The 16,157-nt window shown below is 61.0% G+C and carries 13 protein-coding genes; 5 read left to right on the top strand and 8 right to left on the bottom strand.

The annotated features are described in order from the left end of the window. Nucleotides 1-8 precede the first annotated feature (8 nt). From H7847_RS22875 to H7847_RS22890, 4 genes are read right to left on the bottom strand one after another with little or no spacing between them, the layout of a single operon-like run. Nucleotides 9-1,022, bottom strand: a complete 1,014-nt coding sequence (locus tag H7847_RS22875) for an NAD-dependent epimerase/dehydratase family protein (protein WP_227271810.1) — start codon at nt 1,020-1,022, stop codon at nt 9-11. Nucleotides 1,023-1,065: 43 nt separating this feature from the next. After that, nucleotides 1,066-1,902: a tyrosine-protein kinase family protein gene (locus H7847_RS22880; RefSeq protein WP_227271811.1), complete on the bottom strand. Its 837-nt coding sequence runs from the start codon at nt 1,900-1,902 to the stop codon at nt 1,066-1,068. 45 nt (nt 1,903-1,947) lie between these two features. Then, nucleotides 1,948-3,474: a GumC family protein gene (locus H7847_RS22885; RefSeq protein ID WP_227271812.1), complete on the bottom strand. Its 1,527-nt coding sequence runs from the start codon at nt 3,472-3,474 to the stop codon at nt 1,948-1,950. Beyond that, nucleotides 3,471-4,358 carry an ExeA family protein gene (locus H7847_RS22890; protein ID WP_227271813.1) on the bottom strand — a complete coding sequence of 296 codons (888 nt, stop codon included), beginning with the start codon at nt 4,356-4,358 and terminating at the stop codon, nt 3,471-3,473. The genes H7847_RS22885 and H7847_RS22890 overlap by 4 nt, the downstream gene beginning before the upstream one ends. 457 nt (nt 4,359-4,815) lie before the next feature. On the opposite strand from H7847_RS22890, the gene H7847_RS22895 reads away from it, so the two are divergent. Genes H7847_RS22895 through H7847_RS22910 form a run of 4 tightly spaced genes read left to right on the top strand, consistent with a single transcriptional unit; the run spans nt 4,816 to nt 8,333 of the window. Then, entirely contained in the window at nt 4,816-5,418 is a 603-nt protein-coding gene (locus tag H7847_RS22895; RefSeq protein ID WP_227271814.1) for a polysaccharide biosynthesis/export family protein, read from the top strand. Nucleotides 5,419-5,448: 30 nt separating this feature from the next. Next, complete coding sequence (locus H7847_RS22900) at nt 5,449-6,795, top strand: hypothetical protein (RefSeq protein WP_227271815.1); 1,347 nt, start codon at nt 5,449-5,451, stop codon at nt 6,793-6,795. A gap of 45 nt (nt 6,796-6,840) precedes the next feature. Further along, nucleotides 6,841-7,500, top strand: coding sequence for a rhomboid family intramembrane serine protease (locus tag H7847_RS22905; protein ID WP_227271816.1), 660 nt, complete (start codon nt 6,841-6,843; stop codon nt 7,498-7,500). A gap of 38 nt (nt 7,501-7,538) precedes the next feature. Then, nucleotides 7,539-8,333: a sulfotransferase family 2 domain-containing protein gene (locus tag H7847_RS22910; protein WP_227271817.1), complete on the top strand. Its 795-nt coding sequence runs from the start codon at nt 7,539-7,541 to the stop codon at nt 8,331-8,333. 13 nt (nt 8,334-8,346) lie between these two features. Here the strand turns inward: H7847_RS22910 and H7847_RS22915 are convergent, their stop codons facing one another. The 4 genes from H7847_RS22915 to H7847_RS22930 are packed head-to-tail and all read right to left on the bottom strand — an operon-like array spanning nt 8,347 to nt 14,315. Further along, on the bottom strand, nt 8,347-8,688 hold the full coding sequence (locus H7847_RS22915; RefSeq protein WP_227271818.1) for a hypothetical protein: 342 nt from the start codon (nt 8,686-8,688) through the stop codon (nt 8,347-8,349). An 11-nt stretch (nt 8,689-8,699) separates the two neighbouring features. Then, nucleotides 8,700-11,933, bottom strand: a complete 3,234-nt coding sequence (locus tag H7847_RS22920; RefSeq protein ID WP_227271819.1) for a G8 domain-containing protein — start codon at nt 11,931-11,933, stop codon at nt 8,700-8,702. 4 nt (nt 11,934-11,937) lie between these two features. After that, on the bottom strand, nt 11,938-14,052 hold the full coding sequence (locus tag H7847_RS22925; protein ID WP_227271820.1) for a hypothetical protein: 2,115 nt from the start codon (nt 14,050-14,052) through the stop codon (nt 11,938-11,940). Beyond that, nucleotides 14,052-14,315: a spike base protein, RCAP_Rcc01079 family gene (locus H7847_RS22930; RefSeq protein ID WP_227271821.1), complete on the bottom strand. Its 264-nt coding sequence runs from the start codon at nt 14,313-14,315 to the stop codon at nt 14,052-14,054. The genes H7847_RS22925 and H7847_RS22930 overlap by 1 nt, the downstream gene beginning before the upstream one ends. A 365-nt stretch (nt 14,316-14,680) precedes the next feature. Between H7847_RS22930 and H7847_RS22935 the strand changes: the two genes are divergently transcribed. Next, nucleotides 14,681-16,153: a hypothetical protein gene (locus H7847_RS22935; protein WP_227271822.1), complete on the top strand. Its 1,473-nt coding sequence runs from the start codon at nt 14,681-14,683 to the stop codon at nt 16,151-16,153. Nucleotides 16,154-16,157 lie beyond the last annotated feature (4 nt).

A 16,157-nucleotide genomic window follows, 5' to 3' on the forward strand; every position in this document is an offset into this window, starting at 1 on the left:
GGCTGTCCTTACTTTTGATAATAGTCTCTGAACCAGGTGACGAACTGCGCCACACCGTCCTGAAACGGGGTTTCGGGCCGGTAGCCTGTGAGGGTCTTGAGCAGATCCGCATTGGCCCAGGTGGCCGGGACATCGCCGGTCTGCATCGGCATCATGTTGCGCGTGGCCTTGCGGCCCAGACAGTCTTCAATGGCGTCGATGAAATCCAGCAGGCGGATCTTTTCGGAGTTGCCGATATTGACCACGCGGTAGGGGGCCACCGGGCTCAGGCTGTCACCGGGGGCGATCCCGGCAGGGTCTGCAGGGCGCTCGGGCACCGCATCGATCAGCAGCCGGATGCCGTGTACCAGATCCGTGACATAGGTGAAATCGCGGTACATTTCACCGTGATTGTAGACATCGATGGGCCGCCCGTTGAGGATCGCATCGGTGAACTTGAAAAGCGCCATATCCGGGCGCCCCCAGGGGCCATAAACGGTGAAAAACCGAAACATCGTCGTCGGCAGATCGTAGATATGCGCGTAGGAATGGGCCATCGCCTCATTGGCCTTTTTGGTGGCCGCATAGATCGTCAGCGGGGTGTCGGCCTTATCGGTCTCGCAAAAGGGCATGTCCTCATTGGCGCCGTAGACCGATGAGGTGGAAGCCATCAGCAGGTGCTGGACCTTCTGGGCGCGCGCAGCCTCCATCACGTTGAAGGTGCCCGTGACATTGCTGTCGATATAGGCCCGCGGGTTCTCAAGCGAATAGCGCACCCCGGCCTGGGCTGCGAGATGCACGATCACATCCGGCGCAAAGCTTTCGACCAGCGTTCTGACCGCCCCGGCGTCTTCCAGCATCGCCTCGGTGGCCGCGAAGCTTGGGTTTTGCAGCAGCATCTGGTGCCGCCGCTGCTTGAGGGCGACATCATAGTAATCGGTCATCCCGTCCAGACCCTGCACCACAAAGCCATCGGCCAGCAGCCGCGCGGCGAGGTGAAAGCCGATAAACCCAGCGGACCCTGTCACAAGAACACGTTTCATGGCGTGCCGATCTTTCTGTTGGTGTTGCCGGGGACCCCGGGGGTCAGTAATACCCTGCATCCGCGTCTGCAGGGTTGAGCAGGCGGCAGTTGTTCAGCACCACGCCCAGAACATTGGTCTGCTCGGCCACCTCGCGTTCGCAGATGTCGAGCTGGCTGATCTTGGTCTGCTCCGCGCGCGCGACAATCAGGGCACAATCCACATGCGACAGCATCGCGCGGGCGTCATCGGTCACCAGCATCGGCGGCAGATCGAACATCATGACATCGGGCTCAAAGTCTTTCTGCAGCGTATCGATGGTCGTCGCGGTCTGTTGCGACATCAAAACCTGTATCGGGTCGCTGACCGGGCGCTCCGCCATGGAGATTGCCACATTGGAACGCAGCCGCACCATCTGCTCTTGGGCCGACACCTCGCCCAGCAGAAGGTCCTTGATGTCATGCTGCGGTTTATGCCCCAGTATGTTCGCGATGCCCGGCCGGCGCAGATCAAGATCCAGCAGGATGGATTTGACCTCTCGCTGGCGCGAAAACCCAAAGGCCAGGTTACAGGCGGTCGTGCTTTTGCCACAGGCCTTGTCCGGCGAGGTGATCGCCATGCGTGACCAGCCGTTCTGTTGCATCAGCAAGAAGATCTTGGTGCGCAGCACGTCAAACGGGTTGGCTTCTGACTGCGCATTGAGCGTGATGACCCGGTTCGACAGCAGGGTCGCGGGATCCGGATCAAAAAGCGGCAGCCTGTTCCAGATCTCGGGCAGCGGCAGGCCCGGGTCGGCCTCCGCCACCTCGGCGCGCGGCACGGGCCCGGCGCGGTTTTTGCCAGAAGCGGTTTTGCCGCGCTCCTGTCGGGCCTTATTCAGGGCTTTTTGAAGTTTTTCCATTGGGTCAGAGACTTCTTTCAACGAAACCGGAAGGGGAAGAATACATCAGGTCAGACGCTCGAGGATTTTCTGAAAAAGCTCATCCAACGGCATGTAGAAACGGTCGATCCCCCACATCATGCTGGGGACCGCCACGATGACGATCACCAGGACGGCAATCTGCATCGTGCGGCGACTGCGGCGGTCGCTGTCTGTTTCAAACCTCGGAATGGTGGCCAGCGGTGTGATCTCCAGCGCCTTGACGATATCGGTGGGGCGCCGGATGGCCTGGTTCAGAGCCTCGAGCAGGACAAAGAGCCCCACCGCCAGGGCGATGCCGGCTCCGATGCCCATGGTGGCGACTTTCGTGCGGTTCGGACCTGATGGAAATCTGGGGACCGAGGCGCTTTCCAGCACCGTGATCCGCTCTCCCTTGGCGGTCACCTCGATCCGCTCGCCCATACGGGCTTCCGCCACCCGCTGGATGGCAGAAGAATAGAGATTGCGGATGTTTTCATGCTCGCGCTCCATTGCTTCAAGGGCGATGCGGTTGGCCGGCGTGCGGTCAATGCTCTCCTGCAGCCCTTCCAGTTCGGTGCTGGTATCTGCAATTTCCTGTTCCAGGGCCGCGATCTGGCTGTTGATCTCGGCCAGGCTGATGTCGAGCGCGGTCACCTCGGTGGGTGCACTGCCCTCTTCCGAAGGGGCCCCGGCGATCTGTTCGGTCAGGGCCGCAATCCTGTTGCGCAGCAGTTTGACGCGGGGGTTTTCTTCGGAATAGACCCCAAGGGCCACCCGCAGCTCGCCCTCAAGCGTGCGCAGCTGAACCTGTTCAGGGGTCTGCGGCATGTTGACCGGCGTGCCCAGCGATCCGTTCGAGGCCAGGAACCGCTCTATGTTGGCGCGCTGCGACAGGAAGGTTTCCAGATCCCGCTCCGCCCGGCTCAGCCGTTCTTGCAAAAGGCTCTGACGGCCCTGACGGTAGCTCAGGTTTTCAGGCAGGGCGTTGGCATTGGCATTCTTGAACGCAACGATCTTCTGGGCCTGGATATCGAGGTCTTCTGACAGTCTCTCAGCCTCTTCGCGAAAGAAATCCAGAGTTCCGCCGGCACGGCCTTCGCGAATCTGGGCATTCGTTGCCAGAACGATCGTGACATATTGATTGACCACGGCTGCGACCTGCTTGGGGTCTGTGCCGGTGAAGGAGATCCGCATCACCGTGGCCCGGTTGCGTCCCGAGGTGTTGCGGACCCGCGTATTGCGGCGCATCTGCTCGACGATGGTATCGGGGTCCGCGCGCGGGCGGTCTCTGAAAATCCCGTTCTCACGCGCGACATTCAGCAGATTGGCACGTGTCAGCAGCCGCTGCTGGATCACATCCAGCTGCTCTGTCGGATCGATGTCAATCGTGGCCTGCACCAGCGCATCGGGAATCTGCGACCCTTCCACCAGCAAGGTCGCGGTTGTGGAATAGGTCGTGGGCAGGCGCAGGGACATGACCAGCCCGATGCTGCTGGCCAGAATGAACAACGCCGCCATCGCCGGAAAACGGCGCGACAGGAGCTTGAGATAAAACCAGATATCCGTGGTCATTCCGCAGCCTTACTCTGAGGGACGTTCAGCGGGTTTTGCAAAAGGAAAACATCCCGGGTCCGTGGTTTGATAAACAATCCGTCCGCCACAAGCTCCCGGATCAGGTCGATGCCGACAACCTTCCGCGACCCGACAGCCGCATAGACCAGCGCCAGATCGCACAGCTTGTTGATGAGCCGGGGCACGCCGTTGGTTTCTTCGTAAATCCGCCTGACGGCAAAGGCAGAGAATTCATCGCCCGTCCCGCCGACATGCAGCAGCCGGTGCTGGATATAGGCTTTGGTCGCCTTCATATCCAGCGCCTTGAGATGGTAGGTGGCCGTGACCCGCTGGGCAAACTGCACCAGCGAGGGGCTGGCAATGATGTCGCGCAGCTCTGGCTGACCCACCAGGATGAGCTGCAGAAGTTCATCCTTGTTGGAATTGATATTGGTGAACATGCGCAGCTCTTCGAGCGCCTCGACGCTGAGGTTCTGCGCCTCGTCGATGACCAGCACCACATGGCGGCCCTTTGCGTATTCGCCGATGACAAAGTCCTGAAACCGCTTGAACATGGTGATGTAGTCGTCTTCGTTCGCCGCCTCCACGCCCAGGGCGTAAAGCACCCAGCGCAAGAGATCCCCGCGCCCGCCCTGCGCGTTCGAGATCAGACCCACCGAGATATCCTCTTCCAGAGAGGCCAGAAGCTGCTGGATCAGGGTGGTCTTGCCCGCGCCGATCTCGCCGGTCACGACCGTCAGCGGAGACCGGGTGGCGATCCCGTATTCCAAGACCGAATAGGCCCGCTGATGGTTGCTGGACCAGAACAGAAAATCCGGATCCGGCAGCAGCGTAAACGGTCTTTCGGTAAATCCGAAAAAGGATGTATAAAGTTCAGCCGCCATTTAGGTCTTTGCTCAAATAAATTTGTAGGTGTCCAACCTGCGTGACCGGATTATCCCTACCTTTGCGTCGCCGGGATTCATTCTCTGTCTTGTCGCATTTTACTCAAAAAACAAAAAATCACAGCCACTGCGTTTTATATAGGGAACGTGGCAAGAATAGGGAAGATCATCGCGTGCCTTTCCCCAAAGGCCAATAAAAATACCCCCCACCGCAGGCGTGCCCGAAAAACCCCCCGGACGGGGTCAAAAGAAGCCCTGATGCATTGGTTTTTGCGGCCAATCCCTCCCCGGAGGCAGGCCAGGAGCGTGACAAACCCACAACAATCGCGGGTCGATCTGGCCCTGCCCGGGGGCCAAAAGCTGGTTATTCCCTTTCCGGATCAGGCCGATTGCCCTTATAGTATCCCCAAACAAGCCTTCTGTTTGGGCACCTCACTTCAATCTTCTGAGGCCTATTATGAAATATATTTTACTCGTTCTCTGGAGCCTTCTGCTCACCGCCACATCGGTTACGGCACAAAGCAATTACCGCATCAAGCCCGGTGACACGATCACTGTCGAAGTGCTTGAAGATGCCTCTCTCAACCGCTCCATCCTTGTTCTGCCAGACGGCTCGATCAGCTTTCCCTTTGCCGGCAGTGTCCCGGTCAGTGGCCGCACAGTGCCCGAGGTTCAGCAGGCGATCACCTCTGGCATTGCGGGCAATTTTGCCGCCGCCCCCACGGTTTTTGTCAGCGTCAGCGCCGTGCGCCCGGCTGCCCCGAGCAGCTCTTCGACAGCGAGCATTTCGGTCTATTTCGTGGGCGAGGTGAATGATCCGGGCCTGCGCCCGCTGACCCGCGGGACAACCTTTTTGCAGGCCGTCGCGCAAAGTGGCGGCTTTACGCGCTTTGCCGCGACCAAACGCGTGCAGCTCAGGCGTCTTGATCGCACGACCGGCCAGCAGAGCATCTTTACAATGAATTTCAAGGCACTTGGGGACGGAGAGGCTTTGAGCAATGACATCACCCTGATGGAGGGCGATGTGATCCTTGTACCGGAACGCAGGCTCTTCGAATAACAATAAAACGAAATCGATGAGGCAAAATCGATGCGGGCAAAAAGAATAATCCTGAGCGGCCTCGCAAGCGCCGCTCCTTTATTGATTCTGATCGACAGCACCCGGGCCGATCCCGGTCTCAGTGCCAGCCTGACCGTGGGCGAACGGCTGCGTCATGTGGAAAAAGACGGGTTTTCCAGACCTCAGGACGAAGGCACAAGCGCTGTGACGACGTTTGACTTCAGCCTGGACTCCGAAACCGCCGGTGAAACCTTCTCGCTCGATCTTGGCGCCGATATCCCGCTGTTTCTCGATGATAACGACACTTCGTCCAGCACCCTGGAAGACCCCTTTGCGCGCCTCGATTACGCGCGCGAAAACCGCAGCACGCTGCTGTCTTTCTCGACCTCTTACCGCGAGTCGGATGTGGGCGAATCCAACTTTCTTGACGAGACGATCGATGACGACGTGGTCACGGGCGGGGGCACCCGCGAACTTCTCTCGGGCCGCGTGGCGCTGACATTGGGCCGCGAGAGCCCGGTGCAGACCGATCTGTCGTATTCCTATCTCAGAAGCACCTATGATGATGCCGATCCGGACCTGTCTGACAGCACGACCAATACGGTTGCCGCCCGCGTCACCTTCCGCCTGAACCCCGTGGCCTCCGCTTTCGTCTTTGCGGACTGGCGCGAGGAAGACCGGGATCTGGCCAGCCAGTCGGACCGCACCACGAGCGCCATCGGGATCGGCACGACCTATGACCTCTCCGCGCTGAGCCGTGTGACGGCGCAGCTGTCCTATGACCGCGATGAGGATGATACCGACAGCAACGAAGGGCTGGGTTTTCAGTTCGGCGCAACCAGAGCTGTGTCGAACGGGACTTATAGTGTCGATTTGTCCGGTACAGAGACGATTGACGGCTTTCGCCAGCAGGTATCGGGCGGGCGCAGCTACAATCTTGCGCGCGGGTCTTTTTCCTTTTCGCTGGGGGCCGTCAAGGATGAGGGCACATCGGTTGAACCGCTGGCCAATCTCCAGCTTGCGCTTGAGCTGACCGAGATCAGCCGTTTCAATCTGGGCCTCAGCCAGTCGCCTGATTTTGACGACAATGACGACAGCGTCATACGCACCCGGCTGAATGTGGGCTATGATCTGGATATCAACGCGGTCTCTTCGCTGTCCGCAGATTTTCAGGTTGCCGAAGACGACCGTTTTGGCACCAATGCGGGCGACAGCAGGTCGCTTCTGGCCAGCCTGTCTTATAACCGGGCCATTACGCGCGACTGGGATCTGGTAGGTGGGATCAGTTATGAATCAGATCAGAATGAAAACCGCGCAGACACCAATACCAGCACCGTTTTCCTGGGCGTCGAGAGAACCTTTGATTTCAGGCGCTGAGCCGGCCTGCCTCCGCCGCGGGCCGCGTGATCCTGACATGACACCATGAGCTTTTCTCTGCCGGCCCTCGCCCCGATTCTGAGGCGGTACTGGATGCCGCTTGGCCTGATTGCGGTCTGCACGGTGCTGGAGGGCATCCTGGTCCTGGGCGATCTGGGTATTCTGGCCACGCCCCGCGCGCGGCAGACGGCCTATGAATACGGAGGCTTCTGGCCCGGGCTGCTGGACGAATGGCGGCCCAACTACGCAGTGCAGCCCTATGCGATGTTTCTGACCTATGCCTTCCTGCACAGCGGCCCCACGCATCTGATCTTTAACATGGTCACCCTGTGGAGCCTGGCCTGGGCAGTGATCCAGCGGGTCGGCTCCTCGGGGTTCTGCCTGCTCTATACCGGGGCGGTGCTGGGCGGGGCGGTGGGCTTTGGCCTGCTGGCCGAGACAACCCGCCCGATGGTGGGGGCCTCGGGCGGTCTTTTCGGGCTGGCAGGCGGCATTCTGGCCTGGAGCTACATTGACCGTTTTTCCGCCTCTTTGGGTCTGTGGCCCGTGGTCCGCGCCGTGGCCGGTCTGCTGGTGCTGAACCTCGTGATGTGGTGGCTGATGGACGGGTTGCTGGCCTGGGAGACACATCTGGGCGGATTTGTCGCCGGATGGGTCACGGCGCTGCTGGTTGACCCGCGCAGCAGACCGGACCAAGCAGAATGAACCACCCCCCTGCCCCCTGAAAGACCAGGCGAGAGATCATGATTATTTTGACCGAGAAGAAATTCGCTTTCCTGCACATTCCCAAATGCGGCGGCAGCACGATCCAGAAATGGCTCCGGCAGCATCTGACCAGCGATGGCGCATTCTATGGCAAGATCGAGCATCCGCAGATCGGCACCGTCTACCGCGAACATCTGACGCTGCAACAGCTCGCCGCACATTATCCGGATGTGCTGGAAACCCTGCGGGCCAGTGACACCTTTGCGATCCTGCGCGATCCGCTCAAACGTTTTGTCTCTGCCTTGGGTCAGTATGTGAACGAAATGCACGGGGGCAATATCACCCTGATGTCCCCCGGTGACGTCAACACCCTGGCCGGCGATATTCTGGACCAGCTTGAAACTCTCGACGGGGCATTCCGCTTTGAGTTGACGCATTTCATCCCGCAGGCCGATTTCATCGAACTGGAGGGCGTGCGCGTGGCCCGCGAGCTGCGCCCGCTGCAGCAGATGGAGGCGACCTTTGCCGAGCTGTCCACCCGGCTTGATATTCCGCCGCCCCAGGTGGTCCGGCAGAACGTGCGCAAGGAGTTTCGCGTCAAGGCGCTGGCGCCAATCTTGCGCAGGCTGGATCAGCTGGCCCGCCGGGTGCTGCCGCGCAAACTGGCGACCCGGCTGAACGCGCTGGCCAGCGGGGTTTTTCAGAGGCCGAAATCGGCCCAGTCCGCGCCCCTGCTGGACGCAGAAACCGCGCGCCGCATCCGGGCGTTTTACCGCCGGGATTTCGAGCTCTTGCAAGAGATATCAGAGACTGAAAAGGCCAAATTGGCCTGATGATGGCTGGGCTTCAAAGCGCCTTGACCTGCTCCACCAGCCGCCCCAGGTGGCGCGTCTTGGCCACCAGCACCGCAAAGCTGCCGATGATCCAGGGCAGATGCGCGATCATCCCCAGAACGGGTGTGGTCGCGCAAAAGGTCACCATATAGTCAAGGATGACCCACATATACCAAAGCATCGCCAGGCAGGTGACCCCCATCGCCAGCTCGGCCCAGCGGTAGCGGTTGCGCTGTCTGGTATCGGGCATGATCGCCGGATAGCGCGCCACCACCTCGCGGCAGAGCATATGCACCACGGCCAGAGGCAGCATCGCCAGGATCATGAGGGCAAAATAGATATGGGCAGCGGTCATCGGCCCCCTCCTCAGGATGTTGTGACGGAGATTTTCACGGTCTCAAAGCGCCCGCGCCCATCGGTGATGAAGACGAACATGGTGTCCGGGATGTCCGGGGGGCTGACGTAATCGCGGTCAGGGGTGTAGGTGACCGTGCCGTCACCATTGTTCTTGAGCTCGCCATAGTCCGGTTTGATCCTGTCCTCAAAGAGCGACAGCGTGGTCCCGGCCTCGCCACTGGCTCCTGCCAGCACATCGAGGGTGACCGGCGTATTGCGGTCCGTCGTTGCGGTGAGATCAGCCCGTGCGGGGCCCGTGGCCGACAGGGTGAAGGCCCCGTTGGAACTGCCGAAGGTGCTGGCCGCGCGCACCGTGCCCGTGCAGCGCACCGCAACCGTATGAAGCGCAGGCCGCCCCGTCACCCGATCCGAGATATAGAGCGGAAAGACCGCGATATCGTCGCCCTGATAGGTCCAGTACCCCACACGGGCAATCTGCTCTTGCAGCAGCTTGCCTGTCAGCTTGGCATCCTGCTCGTCGACTTCGGTTCTAACGCCCTCGATGGTCTTGATGTTGTGATCTGACTTGCCATACCAAAGGCCCGATGTGTCATAGCTGACGGGAATAGGAGCCGTGCCCAGGCTGTCGGTGACCGTAAAGACAGAATTGGTGTAATCGTAGCTTTTTTCGACATCCAGATTCTGCGTGCCCCCCGTCCAGTCGTAGGCAATGAACGGGCCTGAGAGGGTCGGCTCCACCTCTGCCGGGACGGAGGACAGAAACAGGGTGCGGTCCTGCGCGGTGACGGTGGTCAGAGCATCCCGCTCGGCCTGCGCCTCGGTGTATTCATAATCGACTGTGTTGTTGACCAGCGTCGGCGCGATGATGGCAAAAAGCGGGTCATCGGGCAGATTGAAATCCTTCGTCCAGGCAAAGTTCGAAACCCCCCAGAGGTCAAAAGCCACGTCAAAGCCTTCCACGTGGTTGCGCACGTTGGAAATCTGGATGGCGGCCAGACGGAACCCTGTTTTCGTCTTGCCCCCGATGGTCCGGCCCGTGGCATAGAACCGGTTATCAAGGAAATTGTAGCGCGCCACATACTCAAGATGCGTGCCGATCCCGACCGCCCAGAACTTGTTGTTCTTGACGTTGATGGCCAGGGCATGGTCCTGCTTTGCCCCCGACTTGGTGACGGCAAAACCGTATCCCTGGACGCCCGCGCATTCATTGCCCGCAAAGTGACGGATCGGCACATCCTCCGCATTCAGGTACCCATTCTGCCAGTCCAGATAGGACAGCGACCCGATATCAAGATGCGCGCGCGGGACTTTCAGTTTCTTGGAGAGCTGATACGCCGGGTTGTCTGCGCGGTTGGCCCGGTGAAAGAACACATAGGCGGACGGCACGGACATGACCATGTTGTTGTTGACCCGCATGGCGCGGCCCCGGAAAAACATGCCCATACCGGTAAAGGCGAAATCCCCGTATCGGGCCGAGGCGCCTTCGTCATTCTTGGGGTTTCCGGCGCTCACGCGGTTGCCGGCAAACCCGGGGCGCGTGCCCAGCATCAGGTTGCCGACCCATGCGCCCAGCTCATCCGCGGTCTCAGAGACCATGCCCGCGCCCACGAACCGGTAGCCGACATTGTCAAAGAAGTCTGCCTCGCAGCCGTGGTGAACATAGGCCCAGGCCGGCGCGTTCTCCACATAGCAGGCCTGGATGACGGGCTTTTGCGCGCCGCGACCAAAGCCTGCAAAATGCACATGCAGAGGATAGCGCGACTGCAAATTCGACCGTGCCGTGAGCGGGCTGTAGCGGATCACGTCCTGGTTGACCGACCTGACAGCCCCTGCGCCATCGACATTTATGGTCGGCAGGCCATCGGGGTTGGCGGCGGGACGCTCCACGGCGGTGACGGTATCGCCGCTGCGGGTGACCGTATACCCCAGCCCTTCCAGCGTGGCCTGCAAGCTCGCGTCGATGCTCTGACCGACATATTGCTCTTCGTCTGAATCGTAAGGGTAGCTGGCAAAGCGGCCGTCCCGGATGATGCCCGAATAGATCGATTTATCCGTGCGGCCCATATCCAGACAGGCAACCCCCCAGAGGTCGACCCGGGTTGTCATATGCATCGCCATGGAGTGACCGCGGCGCCAGGGCTTGTCCTCGTTGGGGGCCTCGGAGCGCCAGATCACATTGCGCTTTTTGTTGAGCACCGCAGGCTGCAGCTCCGTCACCCCGGTTATCCCTGCGTTCTGGTGGTCGTGGTCGTGAACCAGCGGCGCATTCGCGGCCCAGCCGACGGTCGCCCCGTTTATCGATGTGATGACACGCTCTTCGTTTTCCTCGCCAGTGATGATCCCGTTGGATTCCCGAAAGAACGTGCCGCCAATGACGATGGTGTCTCCGACGGCCCAGCCCGTGGGGGCTTCGGCCAGTGTCAGGGAGGTGTCACCCGTCATGGGCGCGCTTGCCGGGGCGGTGCGCAGCCAGGGGGTGACGTCCTGCGCCCAGACGCTGACCCGGCCATGCCACAACAGACCGCGCGACAGCAGCATCGGGTCATGCGTCAGGCTGAGATCCGACGGGGCGTCTGCGCTGTCGGGATAGTGCCGGTCGGAAAAGGTCAGCACATGCCTGAACTGGTCCGGCAGCCGGGCCGCCGGGGTGCCGACGCGCAGTTCACCCGACTGGGTGACCACCACCGTCTCCACCAGCATCTCGGTGTCCTGCAGGATCGAGACATTCAGCAACCCGTCCAGCCGCACCCGGTCAAGGCGCGGCGCGCTGGCCACGTCATAGGTGACGGTGCGCCCGAAAGGCACAAGCACCACGGCGCCGGCACCGGGTACGGTGCCCGTGTCCCATGTCGCCGCCGAAGACCACGCCCCATCCCGGATGGCGATATGCGTGGCCGCCGCATGCGGCACAAGCGCCAGCACTGCATTGTCCATCGTGTTGTGCGACGGATCGCCATGCGCATGATAAATCCGCACGGCGGGCGTCTCTGCGGTGCCTTGCATGCCTGTCACAAGGCAGGAGACCTGCGCGCCCATCGGCATCATCGGGGCTGAAAAAGTGGCCCCCGTCGCGCCGGAGACACTGGCGCCATTCACGCGCCATTGATAGCTCGACAGGCCCGTCATGCTGCCTGCCGCGATGCTCAGGGGCACACCGGCCCGTTGGGTGCCCACAATACGGGGCAATGCGGTGATGGCCGCTTGCGGCGTGGAGAAACTGTTTGTCGTGACCAGGGTGACCATGTGATTAATCCGCCGTAATTGCTATGCCGAGCAGCGATGAGGCACCGCCTGAGCCAGCCTGAAATGAAAAGGTAAGAGGAGAGCTGTCGTCTGTCCGCAAAAGGCCAGCCACCGCCATCTTGCGGTTATCGGGCTGCGGGGGGACATCGAGGTAGATTTCGCTGAGATCCGTCCATGTGACGATGCCATCGTCGATGTAAGACGTGGGCCCGACCGAAAAGGCGATGACATAGTTGGCTTGCCCTGCGGGGGTCACCGCCAGCGTGATGGGGTCGGTGCCGCTACTGCGGTAGGCATGGGCCACCGCGGCCCCGGTCCCGATTGTGCCGTCCTTGACGCCGTAGACCATCAGCAAGTGGTCACGCACGACAGCCGCAAGTGTCACCACCACGGTGGCAGCCCCGCTGCCATCGTCCGTCATGACATATTTGAACGCCGTGGTGAGCGACGCTCCCGCAGCGCCCTGATCGACAGAGAGCTTTGTCGCGGCGTCGCCATCAACCGTAAGGGCCGTCCCGTAAGCCCGCGTGCCAAGCATGAACAACAGCTCGTCACCAGCGGCATAGCCCGACAGATCGACGGTATAGGTGACGGTATCCGTGGTGCTTCTGGACCCCTGGATCGTGCCGATCCGGTCCACGGTGAAGGCCGAGGTATCGAGATCCACATCCGTCACAAAGGCCGCGTTATCCCAAAGATCGCCTTCGTCATCCTCGACGGTGGCATAGAAATCGAAGGTGCCGCTGGGGTTGCCCCCCAGATTCACATTGATGACGCCTGCCGCCGAAACCGTGTAGCTGCCCGCAAAGACCGCCGGGGCCGCGTCTGCATCGTGGCCTGCTTTGATCTGTGGCGCCGAAGGGGCGACCGCCCCGGCAGGAATACCAACAATATAGACACTGTAAGGCGTCGGTTGATCTTCTGTCATGCTGATCGACACCGGCAGGTTGGTGCCGGAAAGCGCCCCGATTGTCAGCGTGTTGATGCGCGGCGACACGCGGGCTGCGACCGCATTCAGGCCCACCGTGATTTCATCGGACAGGATATCCGCCTGCCCCGCACTTGAGGCCCGGAACCGCGCCGTAATGATGCCCGCCGTCTCGCCCGAGGTGTCCCAGGACAGCCCCGACAACGCGTCCGACTTATCCACGCCATCGAGCCGGAAGTCTTCGACCGTGATCGTGGCCGCCGGGCTGGCGGCCCCCTCGATCAGCGTGAGCGTATCGCCCACCGTATAGCCGGGCGCCCCGAAGGACGGCTGCACATCGAATTTCAGCAGATCAATCGCCGGGACACTGGTCGCATAGGTGTTCACCCCTGCGTCGACCTCCACATGGAGCGTGCCTGCGCTGAAAGCCTGCGGGTTTTGGGCGGTGCCGTATTGCGCCCCACCGGGCGTGCTGCCCCATCTGAAGCTGTCGATCTCGCGCCCGTTGGAGAGCTGCGCGCTGATACCGGGATAGGTGTCGACGTCCGCAGCCCCCTCCGTCAGGTTGGTGATGCTCACAACCGTCTGGTCGATCTGCAGCGTCGTGGTGCCAGAGACCGCGCCGCCGCTATTGGTCGCCGTGATGATCAGGACCGTGCCGGATTGTACGTCGATGAGATCCGTGTTGACCTCGATAAACCCGTCAGGCCGGATCGTGAGATTCTCCGCACCCGAGACGGACCAGGCTATATTAGAGCCTGAAAAGGCGGCTTGCGCGTCTTCATAGACCTGCGGGCCAAGACCTTGCTGGTAGCTGATGGGCGACAGCGGGCCGGTAAAGACCGGCGCGCGAGATGCCACGATGCGGGGCTGCACCCCAAAGGTCCGACGACCGCCTGCGCTGTCGGTCACGGTGATGGCAAAACTGATCCGGTCGCCTTCTGCAAGCGGTGTGCTGTCATCAGGAACGTCACCTGTATAGTCGACCCTGACCGTGGCAATCGTGGCCTCCGGCGCGCCTGCGATGTAATTCGAGGCGCGGGTAAAGAGGGTCCAGTTGGGGGTTTGCGCAAGCGTCTGCCCGACCTCAAGCGGCGCGGACGCTGGCGTCACAAGCGCCCCGATGGGTTGGGGGCCCTGCAACGTGACCACATTCGAGGCAAATGCGATACTGGCGCCGACGCCGATCATCAGGACAGCCCGACGATGCCGGTGGCTGTCGTGCCGGTGGACCAGACACGCGTGGCCCGGAGCGGGAAAGGGATCCCCGCGGCAATGGTGATCGCACCGGTCTGCCCATCGAGTGTCGTGACAAACACGGTTCCGGTCGTGGCCACATTGAGGGCGCGCGTCACAGTCTGCAGATCGGCGCTGTCAGAGGGGGTGATTTCTTCAAGCTCGGTCAAAGGACCGGTGGAACCTGTTTGAGAACCATTGAATTTATTCTTGGGCATTGGGATGTCCTTGTGAAAGTGAGTGGCAAAGGCCGGGCGGTCGGACCCCCGGATCCACGTCGGGAAGACGGTGAATGCATTTGGTGTAAGACGGTTGAGACGGGGCAGGCCTCTGGTTCAATCAGACGTCAACGCTCCGACCCCTGTGCAAAAGATGCCGACAGAAGATGCCTCGCAAAAACGAAGGTTTCGCATACGGATCGGGCGGGGGATAAAGGAACTGGTAAGACCTGTGGCGCGCCTGCGAAGGGCACGGCCGCTCTCTTTGAACCTTTGGGTGCTATATCGGCAAAGTGAATTGTGCTAAGCAGAAAACCGATTGTATAGACGATACTCCGATCCAAATTCTCGCCGTGGAATGATCAATGGCTGTTGCGTATTTTGCTCTGTTTAGCTGGCCTGTTGTGGCCTTTCTGGCCTTCCGGCGCTTTGAGGTGCCGCTGGCGATCCTGGTGACGCTGATCTTTGGGTACCTGTTTTTGCCCACGCAGATCTCGGTCAACCTGCCGGTGCTGCCGACGCTGGATAAAAACACCATCCCCGCCTTTGCCGTGCTGGCGCTGGTTTTGCTGGTGTTCAAAAAATCCCTGTCGGCCCCGGGGACGACCACCTTCATACCGCGCTCCGCGCTGGCGCGGCTCTGTCTGGTCACCTTCGTATTCGGCGCGTTTTTTACCGCCGCCACGAATGATGATCCGTTGCAATACGGCCCCATACGCCTTCCAGCCCTGCGCACTTATGACGCTTTTTCCATCATCCTTGCGTTTTTCTCGACCCTTGTGCCCTTCTTTCTGGCGCATAAATTTCTGGCCCATCCCGAAAAGCAGCGGCTTTTTCTGAAGATCTTTGTGCTGGCGGCCCTCATCTACACGCTGCCCGCCCTTTACGAGGTGCGCATGTCGCCGCAGCTCAACCGCATGGTCTACGGATTTTTCCCGCACAACTTTCTGCAACACATGCGCGGCAACGGGTTCCGCCCGGTTGTGTTTCTCGAACACGGGCTGGTACTGGCCATCTTCATGACCATGGCCCTGGTGGCTGCGATCGGGCTGACCCGGCTTGAACCCCCCGCACGGAAAACCCGGCTGGTCCTCGCCGCGATCTGGCTGTTCTTTACGCTGGTGCTGTGCAAATCGCTCGGGGCGCTGGCGATTGCGCTGGCCCTGATTCCCATGGCCTTGCTGCTGACCGTGCGGCTGCAGCTGATGATGGCGGTCGGGCTTTTCATCATCTTCCTCAGCTATCCGGTGCTGCGCACTGCGGGCTATGTCCCGGTTGACCGCATCAACGCCTATGCCGAAAGCGTCGATCCGATGCGCGCCGCCTCGCTGCGCGTGCGGCTCGAGAACGAGGACGATTTCCTTGCCAAGGTGGCAGAGCGTCCGGTCTTTGGCTGGGGCGGGTATGGCCGCTCGCGGGTGTTTGCCGAAAACGGCACGGATACGAGCATCGCGGATGGCGCCTGGGTCATGACGCTTGGCGTTGGCGGCTGGGTGCGCTATCTGGCCCAATTCGGGCTTTACTGCCTGCCCGCCTTCTATCTTTTCTGGTTTCGACGACATCTCAATCTGACACTGGAGACATCGATCCTCACCCTGATGCTGGCGGCCAATATCCTCGATCTGATCCCCAATGCCAGCCAGACCCCCCTGACCTGGATGCTGGCGGGATGCTTGTGGGGGCGGCTGTCCCTGGGCCGGGTCAGCCACGGTCTCGAAGAGGAAAAGGCCGCCGCTCCAAAGCGCGGGGTGCAATATGCCCGCCCCCATCCCAAACGCCCGCCAAGAGGGGTGACGCTGAGGGCGCGGCGGCTTGTTCCCACGGAACACAAAGGGTAAGTGC

The organism is Roseobacter weihaiensis (assembly GCF_020622345.1).
GTDB classification, from domain to species: Bacteria; Pseudomonadota; Alphaproteobacteria; order Rhodobacterales; family Rhodobacteraceae; genus Roseobacter; species Roseobacter weihaiensis.